Source organism: Pseudoalteromonas rubra (genome assembly GCF_004212645.1).
GTDB classification, from domain to species: domain Bacteria; phylum Pseudomonadota; class Gammaproteobacteria; order Enterobacterales; family Alteromonadaceae; genus Pseudoalteromonas; species Pseudoalteromonas rubra_G.
On the sequence record NZ_PPUZ01000023.1, the window covers coordinates 105012 to 123309 of the forward strand.

Below are 18298 nucleotides of genomic sequence, written 5' to 3' on the forward strand. Positions count from 1 at the left end.
ATGAATAATAGACGTTATCCCCTGACATCATCCCAGCAACCCGTCTGGATGGAGCAAGTATTCAAAAGTGAGTCCCCGCTGTATAACGTTGGGGGTCGGTTTGTATTAACAGGGGCACTGGACCCGATCCGCTTTAAACATGCACTGGATCATGTTGTGGCAAACACCGATGCCTACCGCATCAATCTGGTACTCGAAGGCACTCAGCCATGGCAAATCATCAATGATGATTTAGAACTGGACTGGAAGTGCATCGATTTAAGTGACTACCCGGATGCGCATCAGCGTGCGTCAGACTACTGCCAGGAGCAGATGTCTACGCCCTTTGATATTTATGGCCCCTGTTTATGGCGCATTCACTGGTTAAAAATCTCTGAGCAGGAAAGTGCCATGTGTATGGTGTTCCACCACCTGATAGTGGATGGTATTGCCGGTAGTTTGTTCCTGGAATACCTCAGCGAAACCTATCTGGCAATGGATGCTCAGGGGCGCTTTGTTAAAGACGTTCCTGAACGCCCGTCGTACAGCGAATTTATTGAAAAAGACCTGGCCTACCGCCAGAGTAGCCGGTTTGAAAAGGACCGGGCTTTTTGGCTGGAGAAGTTTAAAACCTTACCGGATCCGCTGCTGCTGAAGAAAACCAATCAGTTTGATGACCAGCCATTCGCCCGTCGTGAATACGAATTTACGCAGCAACAGTACAATCAGATAGGGGCCGTTGCTGCGCGCTATGGCTGCTCGGCCACACACTTTTTCACCACCCTGATAGCGGTGTATTTTTCGCAGATGAACGACAAGCGTGAGCTGGTACATATTGGTATGCCGGTGCACAACCGCAGCTCGGCCAAATTACGTCAAACCATCGGCATGATGGCCTCGGTGATCCCGGTTGGGGTTGCCTTTTCACGTAGCGACAGCTTTGCCGATACCTTCAAAGCGGTGGCCGCCGAGCTTAAGCGCAGCTACAAATATCAAAAATACCCGCTGCATGAAATGATCCGCGACCTCAGGCCGATGAATGAGGGCGAAGGCCAGCTGTTCGACATTCAGTTGTCTGTAGAAGATCACCCTTCGGATACCCAGTTTGGCGAAGTGAAAAGTCACAAGGTGGTTCTGAACAGTGGCTTTGGCTCCTATCCTTTGTCTATCTACGTGCGCAGCCATGATAATATTAATAACGTCCATGTCGAGTTTAACTTTGACCGCAACTTCTTTAATGAAGACGAAATTGACGCCCATGTCAGTCGCCTGACCACCATGATTGCCGATGTGGTGGCCAACCCCACCATGCTGATTGGTGATTACACGCTGGCAACGGAGCAGGAAATCGAGCAGCAGCTGTTCGACTGGAATGGCAACCAGGTCGACTATGCGTCTCGGTTAACGATACAGCAAGTGTTTGAGCAGCAAGTTACTGCGCTCCCAGAGCACTGCGCCCTGGTGTTTGGAGAAACCTCCCTGAGCTATCGGGCATTGAATGAGCGGGCCAATCAGCTGGCCCACTATCTGGTAAGCCAGGGGATGACACCGGGCAGCTATGTGGGCGTGTGTATTAACCGCTCTGCTGAAATGATGATAGCGATACTCGCCACTTTGAAAGCGGGCGGCGTGTATGTACCACTGGACCCCAACTACCCGGCAGAGCGTCTTGCTTATATGATGGCAGACTCAGCGGTGAGCGTGATCCTCACCAATGAGCGCAGCCGTACGTCGCTGACATTTGCCACAGACAAAGTGATTTCGCTGGACACTCAGGTTTGCGCATGGGATCAGTGCAGCCCGCACAACCTCAGCAAAGAGATACACCAGCACAGCGACGAACTGGCTTATCTGATCTACACCTCGGGCTCGACGGGTAAACCCAAAGGGGTGATGTGTACTCACAGAGGTATCGTCAATCTGGCGCAGAATCAGCAAGCCCGATTCGCCATCACAGCGCAAAGCCGGGTGTTACATTACGCCTCAATCAGCTTTGATGCGGGCACCTGGGACTGGGTCATGGCGCTGCTCAACGGCGCCACCTTAGTGATCTGTAGTGATGAGGCGCGTCTTGAACCGGCTAAAGTGGCCGATTTATTTGTCCAGCAGCAGATCACCCATGTGACCTTGCCACCGGCATTTCTGGCCACCATGGCATGTCGCGACGATTATGCGCTGCAATGCCTGATTGTGGCCGGTGAGGCCTGTGAGCAGGAGCTAGTCGACTTATGGTCGGCGCGCTATGGTTTTTACAATGCCTATGGACCGTCAGAAGCGTCGGTCTGTGCGACTGTGTGTAAGCTGAACCCTGGCAGTGCCATCCGCATCGGTAAGGCGCTCGATAATGTGTCTTTGTTTGTTCTGGATGAATACCAGAAAATGCTGCCGGTTGGCTCGATTGGTGAGTTATACATTGGTGGTGCCGGGCTGGCGCAGGGGTATCTCAATCGCCCTGAATTAAGCGAAGAGAAGTTTGTCGCTAATCCCTTTTATCTGCAAAACCCACAGACCGGAACCCGGCTGTATCGCAGTGGCGATTTGGTCCGTTACCTGCCCAATGGCGAGCTGGAGTTTGTTGGCCGCGCCGACGATCAGGTCAAGGTACGGGGTTTTCGGGTTGAGCTGGGGGAAATTGAGCATGGCCTGAACGCACTGTCGGCGGTGCACTCTTGCGTGGTGCTGGCAAAACGTCAGGGCGGCACTAATCAGCTGCTGGCTTGTGTGATCCCGCAGCACCCGGTGGCCGAGTCGGAGCAAGCTGAATTTGTCTTTGCTTTACAGCGCGAACTGGAGCAGGCACTGCCCGCACATATGGTGCCCGGCCATTTCACCTTACTGACCCAGTGGCCGCTGACCCCGAACGGTAAAATTGATAAAAAAGCCCTGCTGGCCCGCACAACCATTGCGTTGCAGGGGGAATATCTGGCGCCCCAAACGGAGATTGAAATCACATTGGCTGCGTTGTGGTCTGAGTTACTGAAAGTGGAAGAGGTGAGTGCAACGGCCAACTTCTTCCAGCTTGGGGGGCATTCACTGTTGCTGATGCAGCTGGCCAGTCAGCTTCAGGCATTGGGCTGGCAGGCTCGGGTACACGATTTATTTGCAACGGCCTCTTTGCGGGAGATGGCCGAGCTGCTCGATAAACAGGGCAAACAAGCACAAACCTATATTATGCCTGTTAATGGTATCCCGGCGGATTGCGCACGCGTGACGCCAGAGATGCTCAACCTGGTCGAACTGAGTCAGCAGGACATTGACGAAATAGTGGCAAAAATACCGGGCGAGCATGGCAATATTGCCGATATTTATCCGCTGGCACCGCTTCAGGAAGGGGTGCTATTCGTGCACACCCTCAATACCCAGGCTGATCCGTATGTCACCACGGCGGCGTTTGAGTTTAATGGGACAACGCAGCTGGCGAATTTTCAGCAGGCACTGCAACAGATGGTTGCGACCCACGATGTGCTGCGCACCGCCGTTATGTGGCGCGAACGCGAAACCCCCGTACAGGTGGTCCTGCGCAAGGCACAATTGAGCGTATCGCATCTGGTGTTTGATACCGAGGAGCCGATCAAAGCGGCGTTTGAAGCCTACGTGGCGGCGCATCCGCACACCTTAGACCTGGAAGTTGCACCACTTATCAAGCTGGCAATCACCGAGGCCGATGCGCAGGGCAAGCACTATGCGCTTTTAACCTTCCACCACCTGACTACCGATCACGTGTCGCTGGATATTTTAGTCTCTCAATTACAACAGCTATGTGATGACCCCGACAGCAAGTTGCCTGCGCCTTTGCCTTATCGTGCTTTTATTGCCCATACTCTGGAGCATAACCGCAATCTGGATGTTGCTGGTTTCTTCTCGGCGCAACTGGGCGATATAGAAACCCCCACGCTGCCTTTTGGCCTGAGTGAGGTGACAGGCAGTGGTGAGACTATCGTTGATCACCATGACACATTACCGGCTGAGCTGAGTGACGCAATCCGCACCCTGGCCCGTCGCGAAAGACTGAGTCCGGCAGCCCTGTTCCACCTGGCCTGGGCGCAGGTGATTGCGGCCTGTTGTGGCACCCAGGAGGTGGTGTTTGGCAGTGTGATGTCGGGTCGGATGAATGGCATGGCGGGCATTGAGAACATGATGGGGATGATGATCAATACCCTGCCGCTACGTGTTTCATTGGATGATGCCCCGCTGCTGACTCAGCTTAAGCGCGTTGATCAGAGCCTTAAAGCCTTGTTGCCTTACGAGCAGGTATCGCTGGCCGAAGCGCAAAAATACAGTGGTCTTGCCAGCGGTGCCACCCTGTTCAGCGCCATGCTGAACTATCGCCATTCTGCGGCAAAGGATGACACGCCTGCAGTGCAGCAGGACAATGCTGCCTGGACTTTGCTGAGCGCCAAAGAGCGCACCAACTATCCGTTTGGCCTGTCGGTGAACGACCTGGGACAAGGCTTCTCGCTGGAATATCAAATCGATCGGCAAGTCGATGTACAGCAGGTTGCCGCTTATCTCACTAATGCGCTGACGCAGCTGGTGACAGCATTAGCAGACACACCGGAGCAACCCGTTGCTTACAGCGTGCTGCCTGAGCAGGCGCAGCAGCAACAGCTGGTGCAGTGGCAGGGGAATGCGCCCTGGTATCGCAACGACATACAGATCCAACAGGTGTTTGAAGCACAGGCCGCAAAGACGCCCGATGCCATTGCGCTGCAACTCAATGAACAAACACTCAGCTATGGTGAGCTTAACGCGCAGGCAAACCAGTTGGCCCATTACTTACGTGAGCAACATAAGGTGACTGATGGCACCTTAGTGGGCCTGTGCATTGGCCGCTCCATTCAGATGGTGGTGGCGACATTGGCCATTGTGAAAGCCGGTGGTGCTTATTTGCCACTGGAGCCCAACTACCCCCAGTCCCGGCTTGAATATATGCTGGCAGACAGCGGTGCGCAGGTGATAGTGACGGAGCAGGCGCTTATCGAACGACTGGCATTTAGCAATGCCGAATTACTGGCCGTGGACACCCATGGCGCACGCTTTGCGCAGTATGCCACGAACAATCCGCAGTATGCCAATACCCAATCGCCCGAGTCTCTGGCCTATGTGATTTATACGTCAGGCTCAACCGGCAACCCCAAGGGCGTTATGACACCCCATCGTGCGGTGGTGCGTTTGGTGGATAACCCGGATTTTATTGAGTTGGGAAGCGACACGGCGTTTTTGCAATGTGCCAACATCGCCTTTGATGCTGCGACCATAGAGATCTGGGGGCCGCTGCTGAACGGCGGTCGTTGTGTGCTGTTCCCGGATGAGTTTTTAACAGTGTCTCGTCTGGATGAGGTGATTGGTGAGCAACAGATCACCGATATGTTCCTGACCACCGGGCTGTTTGATGAATGGAGCCGCACCGGCGTTACGCAGGCTTCTCTGCGTTGTGTGTTGTCTGGTGGTGAAGCCGCTCGTCTGAACAGCTGGGAAAAAGCCCTGGCCAGTAATCCGAATTGTCGCTTTATACATGTTTATGGGCCGACAGAAAATACCACTTTCTCAACCTGGTATGCGGTGAACAGCGACGATATCGCCCGTGGCGTGTTGCCGATTGGCCGCGGGATTTGTGGCGACCGCTGTTATATCTTGTCTGCACAGCAACAACTGCTGCCGGTGGGCGCTGTGGGCGAGCTTTACCTTGGTGGTGACGGACTGGCGCTCGGGTATCTCAACCTGGCTGAGCTCAGTGCTGAGCGTTTTATTGATAATCCCTTTGCCGGGCGTGACGGACAGCCTCAGCGCTTATACCGCTCCGGCGACCTGGTACGCTACGATGAGCAGGGTCAGATTGTGTACGTTAGTCGGGTAGACGACCAGATCAAGATCCGCGGCTTTCGCGTTGAGTTAGGCGAAATCGAACACACGCTCAATGCATTGGAGCAGGTTGAGCAGGCATTGGTCGTTGCCCGCAAAGACCTCAGCAATAATGCCATGATAGTGGCCTATGTGGAGCCTGCAACTCAGGTGCCTGAGGGCCAGACAATCGGTCAGTGGTTAAGTGAGGCGCTGGGCGATAGTTTGCCGGCTTACATGGTCCCCGGTGCGTTTGTGGCAATGACGCAATGGCCACTCAATGCCAATGGCAAAATTGATAAACGTGCACTGCCGGCACCAGATATGGCCGCAGGGCAGGGCCAGTACGAAGCGCCCGAAACGGACACGGAAATTCTGCTCAGCGACATTTGGTCGCAGTTGCTCGGGATTGAAGCGAGCAACATCAGCCGCACCGCAAACTTCTTTGAACTGGGCGGACACTCACTGCTGGTGATGAAGATCCATGCCCGGCTTAAACAGGCCGGGTTTACGGCAGAGGCGGCGGCTATTTTTAAGGCCCAGACGCTGGCCGAGATGGCTTCCACTGTGACTAAGCTGAAAGAAGAAAGTAGCTGGCATGTGCCCGCAAATGGGATAACGGCTGATACCAAGGTTATTACGCCACAGATGCTGCCCTTGATCTCTCTGAGCCAAAGCGAGATTGATTCAGTCTGTGCGCAGATCCCCGGCGGTGTGCAGAACATTCAGGATATCTATTCGCTGGCACCCCTGCAGGAAGGCATTTTGTTTGCCCATTCTTTGCAGCAAGAGTTTGACCCTTATGTGATTTCTGCAGCACTAACCTTTGCGGATGACACCAAGTTTGAGCGCTTCGTTACGGCGCTGGAGCAGGTGGTTGCACGCCATGATATCTTGCGCAGCGTGATCCTCTGGCGCGGCCGTGAACGGGCGGTGCAGGTGGTACAGCGCGAAGTGGGCAGTCTGGTTGAGTGGCTGGACTTTGGTGCTGAGCAAAATGTACTGGCCGCATTTAATGACTTTGTTGAACACGGCAATCATAAAATTGATGTGGAGCAGGCTCCGCTGGTACGCATTCAGGTTGTTCGGGACGAGGCCAGTGGCAAAGTGCACGCTTTGTTTAAGCATCACCACCTGATCACCGACCATGTCTCCGTCGAGCTGATCCTGGAAGAGCTGGCCATGTGTGTGGCGGGCGAGCAGGCCAGCTTGCCACCTCAGGTGCCGTATCGCGAGTTCGTTGCCAAATCACAGCACATTGCTAAAACCCTCGACAGCGCGGCCTTTTTCTCGGCGCGTCTGGGGGAGGTCGATACGCCAACTTTACCTTTTGGTCTGGCCGATACGCTGGGCGACGGGTCGAATTCGCAGGAGCTTAGCTATGCGCTGGCACCTGAGCTGGGTGAGCGTATTCGTCAGTTGTCGCGGCAGTTACAAATGGGCCCGGCGGTGCTGTTCCATGCCGCCTGGGCACAGGTGCTAAGCCACTGCTGTAATATGCAGGATGTGGTGTTTGGTACTGTCCTCTCCGGGCGTATGAGTGGTGAAGCAGGTGTAGAACGCATGTTGGGCATGCTGATCAATACCTTGCCGGTGCGTGTAACGCTTGCGGATGTGGATGCCAGAACTTTGTTGACTCAGGTGCACGAGCAGCTACAGGGGTTGATCCCTTACGAGCAGGTGGCACTGGCCGAGGCGCAGCGTCATTCGCAGGTGGATGCCAGCTCGCCTTTGTTCAGCACCACGCTGAATTTCCGCCACTCCGAAAACCTCGATGAGCAACAAAGCAGCCTGTACGACATTGCCGCGGTACGTGAGCGCAGTAACTATCCGCTGGACCTGTCGGTGAATGACTTTGGTGATGCCTTCACCCTCGACTTCCAGGCGGATGCGCGTGTGCCGTTGGCGCTGGTGGCAGACTTGATGAATACTGCCATCGACAACTTATTACACCACGCCATGCGCGACTCCGAGGAATCACCGGCTCATTGGACAGCCTATTCTGCGAAGCAGCGCCAGGCGTTACTGAGTGCACAGCAAGGGCCGGTTGTGACTTTACCACACGCTTCGGTACATCAGCTGTTTGAGCTGCAGGTCGCGAAAACGATGGGCCGCGTTGCCGTCAGCTATGACGATGACATCCTGACTTACCACTTGCTCAACGAGCGTGCTAACCAGCTGGCCCATTATTTACGCGCCGAGCATCAGGTGGGCCCGAATACTTTGGTTGGCCTGTGTGTGGGCCGCTCGCTGGAAATGATGGTGGCGGTGCTGGCCATCCTCAAAGCCGGTGGCGCTTATGTACCGCTGGACCCGGATTATCCGCAGGAGCGTCTGGCATATATGGTCGAGGACACCGGCCTGTCTGTGGTGCTGACTCAGCAAAAAGTTGCCGGGATCCTGAACGATTTTGACGTCACGCCAGTGCTGCTGGATGATGCCAGCCAGTTTGCAAGTTATCCAATCAGTAACCCGGATGTGGTTTTGAGCCCCGAGAACCTGGCCTATGTGATGTACACCTCGGGCTCAACCGGTAATCCCAAGGGCGTAATGATTAGCCATCATAACCTGATCAACTTTGCCGCCAACTGCGAGCAGCGCTACGAAATCACCGAAGCGGACAACGTGTTGCAGTTCTCTACCATGAACTTCGATATTTTTGTCGAAGAGTGGCTGGCAACGCTGACTCAGGGCGCCACTTTGGTGCTGCGCGATGAAGACGTGTCGCTGAGCCGCGAGGCCTTTATCGCCTTCTGTGACAGTCATGCCATCAGCGTGGCCAGCTTGCCCACGGCGTTCTGGCATATGCTGGCGCTGAGCGAGGCGGAGCTTGAAGCGCTGGCGCTGCGACTGGTGATTGTCGGCGGTGAAGCGCTGGATAAACAATCGGTGGCTGCCCTTAAACCTGGCTTTGTGCTGCTTAATACCTATGGTCCGACCGAGACCACAGTTACGGCATCCGGCTATGCCATCAGCGGCGGCTACGATGACCCGCGTGCGGTGCCCATTGGCCGCGCCAACGTCAATACCGCCACTCTGGTACTCAGCGAGCAGCTGACCTTATGCCCGCCGGGCGTGGTCGGTGAGCTGTATGTCAGTGGTCAGTGTCTGGCCAGTGGCTATCTGCACCAAAGCGAACTCACCGCCGAGCGATTTATTGATAACCCTTATTTTGACCCGGCCAATCCAGCGCTGAGCGCCCGTTTATACAAAACCGGCGACCTGGTGCGTATGGGCGCAGATGGCGAAATCGAGTTTGTCGGACGCAGCGACGATCAGGTCAAGATCCGTGGCTTCCGGGTCGAGCTGGGTGAGATAGAAGCTCAGCTGATGAGCCACTCTGGGGTGGAGTCGGCGGTGGTGCTGGCCGAAGCCGGTACTCTTGATGGTACGAACGGAGGCGGCAAGGTGCTGCGCGCTTTCATTCAAAGTGAGCAAGACAGCAGCCTGATTGATGCACTGCAGCAACACCTGAGCGGCAACCTGCCGGATTACATGGTGCCGTCGGCTTACAGCTTTGTCAGCCAGTGGCCGCTGACCGCCAACGGCAAGCTGGACAAGCGCGCACTACTGGCCCTCCCGGCTAAAACGGTGGAGCAGCCTTATCAGGCACCGCAAACCGACGCCGAAAAAATGATGGTTGAGATTGTCGCTTCCCTGTTATCGCTTGAGGTCGATAAGGTGGGTGTCCACGCTAATTTCTTTGCGCTGGGCGGCCACTCACTACTGATTATGCAGCTGGTCAGCCAGCTGCGGGCACGTCAGTATCAGGCTGATGTGCAGGCCCTGTTCAGGGCACACACGCTACAGGACATGGCACGCCAGGTTCGGGCACTTGGGAATGAGGAACTAAGTTGTGTGCCCGCCAATTTAATTCCGGCGGACTGCAGCAAAATCACCCCGGAGATGGTTACGCTCACTGAGCTGGATGAACAACAGCTTGCTGATATTGCGGCAACCGTCCCGGGAGGCATGGCCAATATTCAGGACATCTACCCGCTGGCACCGCTGCAGGAAGGGGTGTTGTTTGTACACACCATGAGTGAAGGGCAGGACCCATACGTCACAAGCACCACCTTTGAGTTCGACAGCCGCGAGTCCCTTGAGCGCTTTAAATGGGCACTGAATACGCTGGTTGCCCGTCACGATGTGCTGCGCACCGCCATCCTGTGGCGCAATCGCACTACTGCACTACAGGTGGTACAGCGCGAGGTGGAGCTGCCCGTGACTGAGCTGGACTTCAGCGAGGCAAGCGATGTCTGGGCCGCGTTCAGTGCCCATGTCGCCGAGCAGCCGCTGTGGATTGAGTTGGAAAACGCGCCGCTCTTACAACTGAGCGTGTGTGAAGACGCCGCACAGGGTAAGTACTATGCGCTGTTGTGTGAGCATCATCTGATCTCAGATCATGTGTCACTGGAGATTCTGGTCCATGAATTAACGGCGCTGCTGAACTGCAATGAAGCCAGTCTGGGTGAGCCGGTGCCATACCGGGAGTTTGTTGGCCGCACTCTGGCACGCACCGCGAGTCTGGATACCGAAACCTTCTTCGGTGAAATGCTTGGGGATGTCAGCGAACCCACTCTGCCTTATGGCCTGACGGATGTACTCAATGACGGCTCGGGCATTGAAACCGTGCATGTCACGCTGGATGACGCACAGGCGCAGCGCATTCGCCGCCTGACCCGCCAGTATCACAGCAGCCCGGCGGCGCTGTTCCACCTGGTGTGGGCCAAAGTGCTGGGAGTGTGTAGCGGTCAGTCCGAGGTGGTGTTCGGTACTGTGTTATCGGGCCGCATGAGCGACGATGGCCTGAGCAGCCAGCTGATGGGCATGATGATCAACACCCTGCCGCTGCGGGTGTCGCTGAGTGAGCAAGATGCGATGAATCTGCTGGCACAAATCAATGACGACCTGCGTGCACTGATGCCCTACGAGCAGGTGTCGCTGGCCGAGGCGCAGCGTTGCAGCGGTGTGAGTAGGCAGCTGCCCCTGTTCAGCGCGATGCTGAACTACCGCCACTCGGCAACAGAGGAGTCTCAATTGGAACAGGATGCCGGATTCAAGGTGATTGCCAGTGAAGAGCGCACCAACTATCCGTTTAACCTCTCGGTAGATGACTTCGGCGATGGCTTTGGTTTTGAACTTCAGGTAGACAAACGTGCCCCGGCTGCGCGCATTGCCCAGTATCTGCAAGTGACCCTGACTCAGGTGCTGGACTTACTGGACAGCCAGAGCAGCACTGCGGTGCAGAGTTTGTGTGTGCTGGACGAAGCGGAGCGTACGCAACAGCTGCATAGCTGGAATGACACGGAGCTGGATTACCCACGCGAGCTGTGTATTCACGAGTTGTTTGAGCAACAGGCCGCGGCCACGCCGGAGCAGATTGCGCTGCGCTTTGGTGAGCAGACGCTGAGCTATGGTGAACTCAATAGCAGAGCCAATCAGCTGGCCCATTATCTGCGCGCCGAGCACAATATCGGACCGGATTCGTTAGTGGGTTTATGTGTAGAGCGTTCACTGGAAATGGTGATAGGCATTTGGGGTATCCTCAAAGCCGGTGGGGCTTATGTACCACTGGACCCTAACTACCCGCAATCGCGCCTGGCCTATCTGATTGAAGACGCCGGTCTAAATGTTGTATTAAGTCAACAGAATGTTGCAGATAAGGTATCGCTGGGATATGCTAACGTCGTTTTACTGGACGCACCAGAGTCTCATAATCACGACATAATTTCGGCTTATCCTGCACACAATTTAACGCGAGCAGAAACGGGCGTGTGTGCTCAGAGCCTGGCTTATCTTATCTACACGTCGGGGTCGACCGGTAAACCAAAAGGCGTGATGATTGAGCATGGCAATACCGTGGCTATGTTGCAGTGGGCGAAACAAGCCTACAGCGATGTCGAGCTGGACAAAGTGCTCGCCTCGACGTCATTGAACTTTGACTTGTCGATTTATGAGCTGTTCTTGCCGCTGTGCTTTGGCTATCAAAGTGTGATTGTGCAAAATGCCATGGCACTGGCCGAGCAGCAGCTGGATATCAGCATGATCAACACCGTGCCGTCGGCGATGAAGGCCCTGCTGGAAGTCGGGGCGGTGCCGTCAGGGGTTAAAGTGATTAACCTCGCGGGTGAGCCTCTGACCGCGCAACAGGTGAATCAGATTTTAGAGGCCTGTCCGGGGGTTGCCGTATGTAACCTCTATGGTCCGTCGGAAGACACCACTTACTCTACGGCGGCTCGTTTTACTACCGCATTGAACCAGGTGCCGGATATTGGCCGGGTGATTGCGAATAGTCAGGCGTATGTGCTGGGAAGTGCTCAGGAATTGTTACCGACCGGCAGTGTGGGTGAGCTCTATCTGGGTGGTGCCGGTGTCGCGCGAGGGTATTTAAATCGTCCTGAGCTGACGGCGGAGCGGTTTATTGATAACCCTTACTATGAAGCGACGGGGGTCAATAACAGCAAGCGTTTGTATCGTACCGGCGATTTGGTGCGTTACCGCGAAGATGGTCGTCTTGAGTTTATTGGCCGGATAGACGATCAGGTCAAGATCCGGGGTTTCAGGATTGAGCTGGGTGAAATAGAACATCGCCTCAATGCGCATCCGGATGTCGTCACGTCTTTGGTTATGGCGCGCGAACACAGTGATGGAGGCCACTATCTGGTGGCGTATCTGCAACCTTGTCTCACGTGTGAGACAAACGATGAGACACGCCAACAAGCCTGGTTGGTTGATGTGAAAAACGCACTGGAAGGCGATTTACCGGCACATATGATCCCGGGTCAGTTTGTGCTGATAGAGGAATGGCCGCTGACGCCAAACGGAAAAATAGATAAAAAAGCCCTGCCAGCACCACAAGGTATGTTGGCAGGTCAGGAATACATTGCACCGCAAAGTGAGACAGAGCATGCCCTGGTGGCAATTTGGGCGGAACTACTCGACCTCAACAGCGAGCAGATCAGTACCAGTGCGAATTTCTTCGAGCTGGGCGGCCATTCGCTGTATCTGATCAAGCTGGCGGGGGCAATTAAAACCCAGTTCGAAATCGAGCTGACATTACGGGAAATTTTCGACGCTGCAGAATTAGCGGTCCTTTCGCAGGTAATTGAGAGCAAGCTGGCACAAAAATATCTCGAAGACAAAAAAGCCAATGAATCGGTAATGATGAGTGGAACACTATAATGATTGCACAATTAGTTAAGTCGGCAGCAGATCAGGGCGTCTATCTGTATGCCAAAGAGGGCGCGTTACATTTTGACCTGACGGTGGCCGAATTTCCGGCCGCACTCAAGCAGGACATCATCGCAAACAAGGCAGAGATCATTGCATTTCTGTCGCATGCAGCAGGGGCGTCCGGCAATGCGCAGGGGCCGCAACCCGGACACTATCCGGATGGCTGTGTGCTTTCTTATACTCAGCAGCGCTTCTGGCTGCTTGAGCAAATGCAATTCGGTCAGAGTCAGTACAACATGCCGGTGGCGCTGAATGTGGAAGGTGCGCTGGAGCTGACTTTGGTTGAAAAGGTGCTTAGCACTATAGTGTCGCGCCATCAGATTTTACGTACTGTCTATCGCGAACAGGATGATGAAGTGCGCCAGCATGTTCTGCCTGAGTACGACTTTTCGCTGGGCTTTGTCGACCTCAGTGACAGTCAGGGTGAACAGCAGCAGGCGCAGTTGTCTCAGTGCCTGCTTGAAGAAGCACAACGCCCATTTGATCTGACCCAGCAGCTGTCAATCCGCGGACAGTACCTCAAGCTTTTGGGCACGGGTCATGATCAGCGTGGCGTGTTGTTACTGACACTGCACCACATTGCTTCTGATGGCTGGTCGATGGACGTGCTGATCAATGAGTTTGTGACCTTGTATCGGGCCTATTCAGCTGAGCAGGCTAACCCGTTACCTGAGTTGGCACTGCAATATGCCGACTTTGCCGTCTGGCAAAGAGACAAAATGCAGGGCGGCGAGTTTGAGAAACAGCTGGCATTCTGGCAGCAGACACTGGAAGATGCGCCACTAACACACAGCCTGCCAACCCAGCATCATCGGCCAGAAGTCAAACAAACCCAGGGGGCACATGTTACGGCCACTTTGCCTGCATTTGTGGCACAGCAATTGGGCGCGGTGGCCAGACAGGCCCAGCTGAGCCCATTTATGCTCATGCATGCCGTGCTGGGTGTGGTACTTAGCCGTCATAGTAACCAGTCAGATATTGTCATTGGTACGCCGGTGGCAAACCGCGCCGATGAGGCGCTGAGCCCGCTCATTGGCTGTTTTGTTAATACCCTGGCGCTGCGCCTTAATACTTGTCACAGCACCTTGACTGAGTACTTGGCTCATGTTCGCCAGGTGCATATGAACGCCCAGGTCAATCAGGATGTGCCGTTCGAGCAGCTCATTGATGCACTGAACTTGCCGCGCACCTCATCATATACGCCTCTGGTGCAAGTCATGCTGACCACCAATGATAAGTTTACCGATGGTAACGACGAGTCGGCCCTGATGGCACTGCCAGACGTGAGCCTGTCACCGCTGCAAGGCAGTCATCCGGCAATTAAATTCGATCTGGAAATTGCGTTGAATATCAGCGACAACCAGATTGAGACCACCTGGAACTATGATGTGGCCCTGTTCGACGCTGAATTTGTTGAGCAGCTGAGTGAGCACTTTAATAACGCTTTGATCGCGCTGGCGGATATGTCGCCGCAGGCGCGTCGTACCTTACCATTAAACCGACTGTCTATTCTGGGTGACAAGCTGGAATCCTATTTGATCGACGGTCTGAATAACAATGCGGCGGATTACCCGGTCGATAAATGCATTCATGAAGTGTTCGAAGAGCAGGCGCTGCAAACCCCGGATCAGCTTGCCGTTAAGTTCGGTAACAAACAGCTGACCTATCGCGAACTGAATGAGCGTGCCAATCAGCTGGCCCACTTCCTGACTCGTGAATATCAGGTGACGCCGGATACCTTTATCGGCTTATGTGTTGAGCGCTCGCTGGAAATGATCATAGGTACTCTGGCCATCCTCAAAGCCGGTGCAGCCTATGTGCCGTTAGATCCGGCCTATCCGCGCCAGCGTGTGACCTACATGATGGAAAACTCCGGCGTTAAAATTATCCTTTCAACCCACTTTATTATTGAGCAGCTTGACTTAACCGATTATCACAGCGTCTGCATTGATGGCCTGGGTAATGAGCAAGTGGTACAGACCTTTGTCGATTACCCCACCCACAACCCAAGCGAGCTGGTAAGGGGGCTGACGTCGTCAAACCTGGCCTATGCCATTTATACCTCAGGTTCAACCGGCAAGCCAAAGGGCGTGCTGCTTGAACACAAAGGGATTGTGAATATTGCATTTAACCACCGCCACTATCTGAAAGTCGATGAGCAAAGCAAGGTCTTGCACTTCGCCTCTATGAGCTTTGATGCCGGCACCTGGGAATATGTGATGGCACTGCTGAGCGGCGCCACTCTGGTAATTGCTGACAGCGTTCAGCGTTTGTCTCCGGAGAGTATAGGTCAGCTGCTGCACAGTGAAGCCATTACCCATGTGCTCTTGCCACCGGCGTTCCTGGCCATGATGGAGTTTCGTGATGACTTAGCACTGAAAGCGCTGGCTGTGGGCGGTGAGGCCTGCGATCAGGAAGTGGTTGAACAGTGGGGCGGCGCGTATCGCATGGTCAATGCCTACGGCCCGACCGAGATCTCTATCTGCGCCACCTGGGCAGAGTTACGTCCCGGTCAGAAAGTCACCATAGGTAAGCCGCTGAAAAACACCAGTGCCTTTGTGCTCGACAGCAACCAGGCCTTGCTATCGCCGGGCGTGGTGGGTGAGCTGTACATCAGTGGTGTGGGACTGGCGCGCGGCTATCACCAGCTGCCTGAGCAAACCGCAGAGCGATTTATCCCGAATCCTTATTTCGATGGCCACAATAAATGTGTAACCGAAACTTTGTATAAAACGGGGGACCTGGTTCGTTATCTACCTGATGGCGAGCTGGAATACCTGGGTCGGATCGACCAGCAGGTGAAGATCCGCGGTTTCAGGATTGAGATCAGTGAAATTGAAGGCTTGCTGAGCGAGTGCCCTGATGTGGATGCGGCCGTGGTGACTGTTGCGAGCAGTGCAACGGGTGCCAAACACTTAGTGGCCTATGTGCAGTTGAACAACAAACATGCCAAAAATAGTGCCTCTGGCCATGAAAATATTAATGATGATAAGGCGGCTGTCCAGCGGATCAAGACGGAGCTGGCCGACAAACTACCGGACTACATGGTGCCGGGGATGTTTGTGCCGGTATCCCAATGGCCACTGACCAGCAACGGCAAGATAGACAAACGGGCGCTGCCAGAGCCGGACCTGGCCGCCGTTGAAGGGGAATATATTGCGCCTGCAACACCCAGCGAGCAACGTCTGGTTGCCATCTGGGCGCAACTGCTGCACTTGCCGGAGAGTGAAATAAGCACCTCAGCCAATTTCTTTGCGCTGGGTGGCCACTCTCTGCTGGTCAGTAAGTTGGTCAGAGCAATCACATCTGACCCGGAATTACAGCTACAACAGATAGACATGCAGGACATTTTTACGGCGCAGTCACTGGCCCAGCTGGCCCAGCACATCGACCTGCTGCGAATGCAACAGCTCAATGCACAGGCGGCAGACAGTATCTGCGATCAGGATTTAGTTGAGGATGGTGAGATTTAATGAATGTACATCAGGCTTTCGGGTTAGCGATATCACAGGGCGTTCACCTGTATGTCGAGCAGGGCAAACTCAAGTTTAAAGCAGCAAAAGGCAGTATGACTGATGAGCTGAGAAGCGCACTCAAGGAAAACAAAACTCAGCTTATTGAGCTGTTAAGCCAGCAGGCAGTAAAACCAAATGCGTTAACCCAATCCGGGGGTGCGATCCCCGCTCTGGGGTTAACGCAAAGTGTGTTGTCTTTCTCACAGCAGCGCTTATGGTTTTTAGAACAGCTACGAGGGCCATCGGCCGAGTACAATATCCCTCTTGCACTGGATGTGCAGGGCCGCGTGGATTTGGCGGCCGTAGAAGATGCATTCAACGACATAATGATGCGCCATACGATTTTGCGCTCCGGTTACTATGATTCTGAGGATGGACCCAGGCAGATTATCCGCGATGATGTGGCGCTTAATATCCACCAAATTGATTTGTGTGATAGCGACGACCTGGCAGCAGAAGTGGCTGCACAGATAGAGCACGATACCCTGACACCATTTGATTTAACAAAAGATGTGCTGTTCAGAGTGACCTATCTGTGCACGCACAAACACAGTGATGGCACGCAGCAGGGTGTATTGCTACTGAATATGCACCATATAGTGTCCGATGGCTGGTCGATGGAAATTTTGACCCGCGAGTTTGTGCAGGCCTATCAGGCCAGAGTCACCGGACAGGTTACCAGCTGGGCACCATTGCCACTGCAATATGCGGATTACGCGCACTGGCAGCGCGAGCACCTGACCAAAGAAGCGCTTGCCGAGCAGCTCATCTACTGGCAACAGACGTTGGCGGATGCGCCGGCTGTCCACGGGATCACTCCCGACTTTGAGCGCCCAGCGACCAAACAGCTGCATGGTGCACTGGTACGCAGAGAGCTGGGGGCCGATGAAGCACTGGCGCTGCAAAACTTAGCCCGCCAGCATCAGCTAACGCCCTTTATGCTGATCCACAGCGCGCTGGCCTACGTGTTATCACGCCACAGCAACAGCTGTGATATTGTGATTGGCACGCCCATCGCCAATCGGGGGCATGCAGAATTAGAAGGCCTGATTGGCTATTTCGCCAATACCCTGGTGCTGCGCGTTAATACCGAGCAGCCCAGCATTAGCGACTATTTTGCCCATGTAAAATCCGTACACCTGGGCGCTCAGGCCAATCAGGATGTGCCGTTTGAGCAGCTGGTCGAAAAGCTCAAGGTTCCCCGCAGCGGCGCCCATGCGCCGCTGTTTCAGATCATGCTGACCACCAATTCTGATTATGGTGTCAGAGATCAGCAACTGGCGCTGGATGGTTTACAAATCGCGCAGCGCTCTGCCAGTAGTGTGACCACTAAGTTTGATTTAGAAATTGAAGTGGCAGTGAACGAGCAGGGCGTAGCGATAGAGATCACTTACGATACCGCCTTGTATCGTGCACAACGTGTCACTGCGATTGCTGCTCACTTAAATACTGTACTGTCACAACTGGCTGCGTTGCAGCCAGCTGATTTATCGGCCAAGCCCGATACTTTAATACTGCTGTCTGAGACTGAGCGTCAGCAGCAACTGGTTGACTGGAACGACACGGCGCTGGATTACCCGCGCGAGCGTTGCGTGCACGAACTGTTTGAGCAGCAAGCCAAAGCCACGCCAGATGCCATCGCGCTGCGCTTTGACGGGCGCACCATGAGCTATGACACGCTCAACACTAAGGCGAATCAGCTGGCCCATTATCTGCGCACTGAGCAT

3 protein-coding genes (1 of these 3 running past the window's edge) are annotated in these 18298 nt (G+C 54.5%); all 3 read left to right on the plus strand.

Features of this window, described 5'->3' with window-relative positions; genetic code table 11:
- Tightly spaced (each overlapping or abutting the next), the 3 genes in view from C3B51_RS09135 to C3B51_RS09145 form a layout consistent with a single transcriptional unit that may run on beyond the window.
- Window positions 1-13005: a non-ribosomal peptide synthetase gene (locus C3B51_RS09135; RefSeq protein WP_165389131.1), complete on the plus strand. Its 13005-nt coding sequence runs from the start codon at window positions 1-3 to the stop codon at window positions 13003-13005.
- Entirely contained in the window at window positions 13005-16529 is a 3525-nt protein-coding gene (locus tag C3B51_RS09140) for a non-ribosomal peptide synthetase (protein WP_130244844.1), read from the plus strand. The genes C3B51_RS09135 and C3B51_RS09140 overlap by 1 nt, the downstream gene beginning before the upstream one ends.
- Window positions 16529-18298 carry the 5' portion of a non-ribosomal peptide synthetase gene (locus C3B51_RS09145; RefSeq protein ID WP_130244845.1) on the plus strand. The gene runs 8238 nt beyond the window's last position, so only the first 1770 of its 10008 coding nucleotides appear in the window; it begins with the start codon at window positions 16529-16531; the stop codon falls past the right edge of the window. The genes C3B51_RS09140 and C3B51_RS09145 overlap by 1 nt, the downstream gene beginning before the upstream one ends.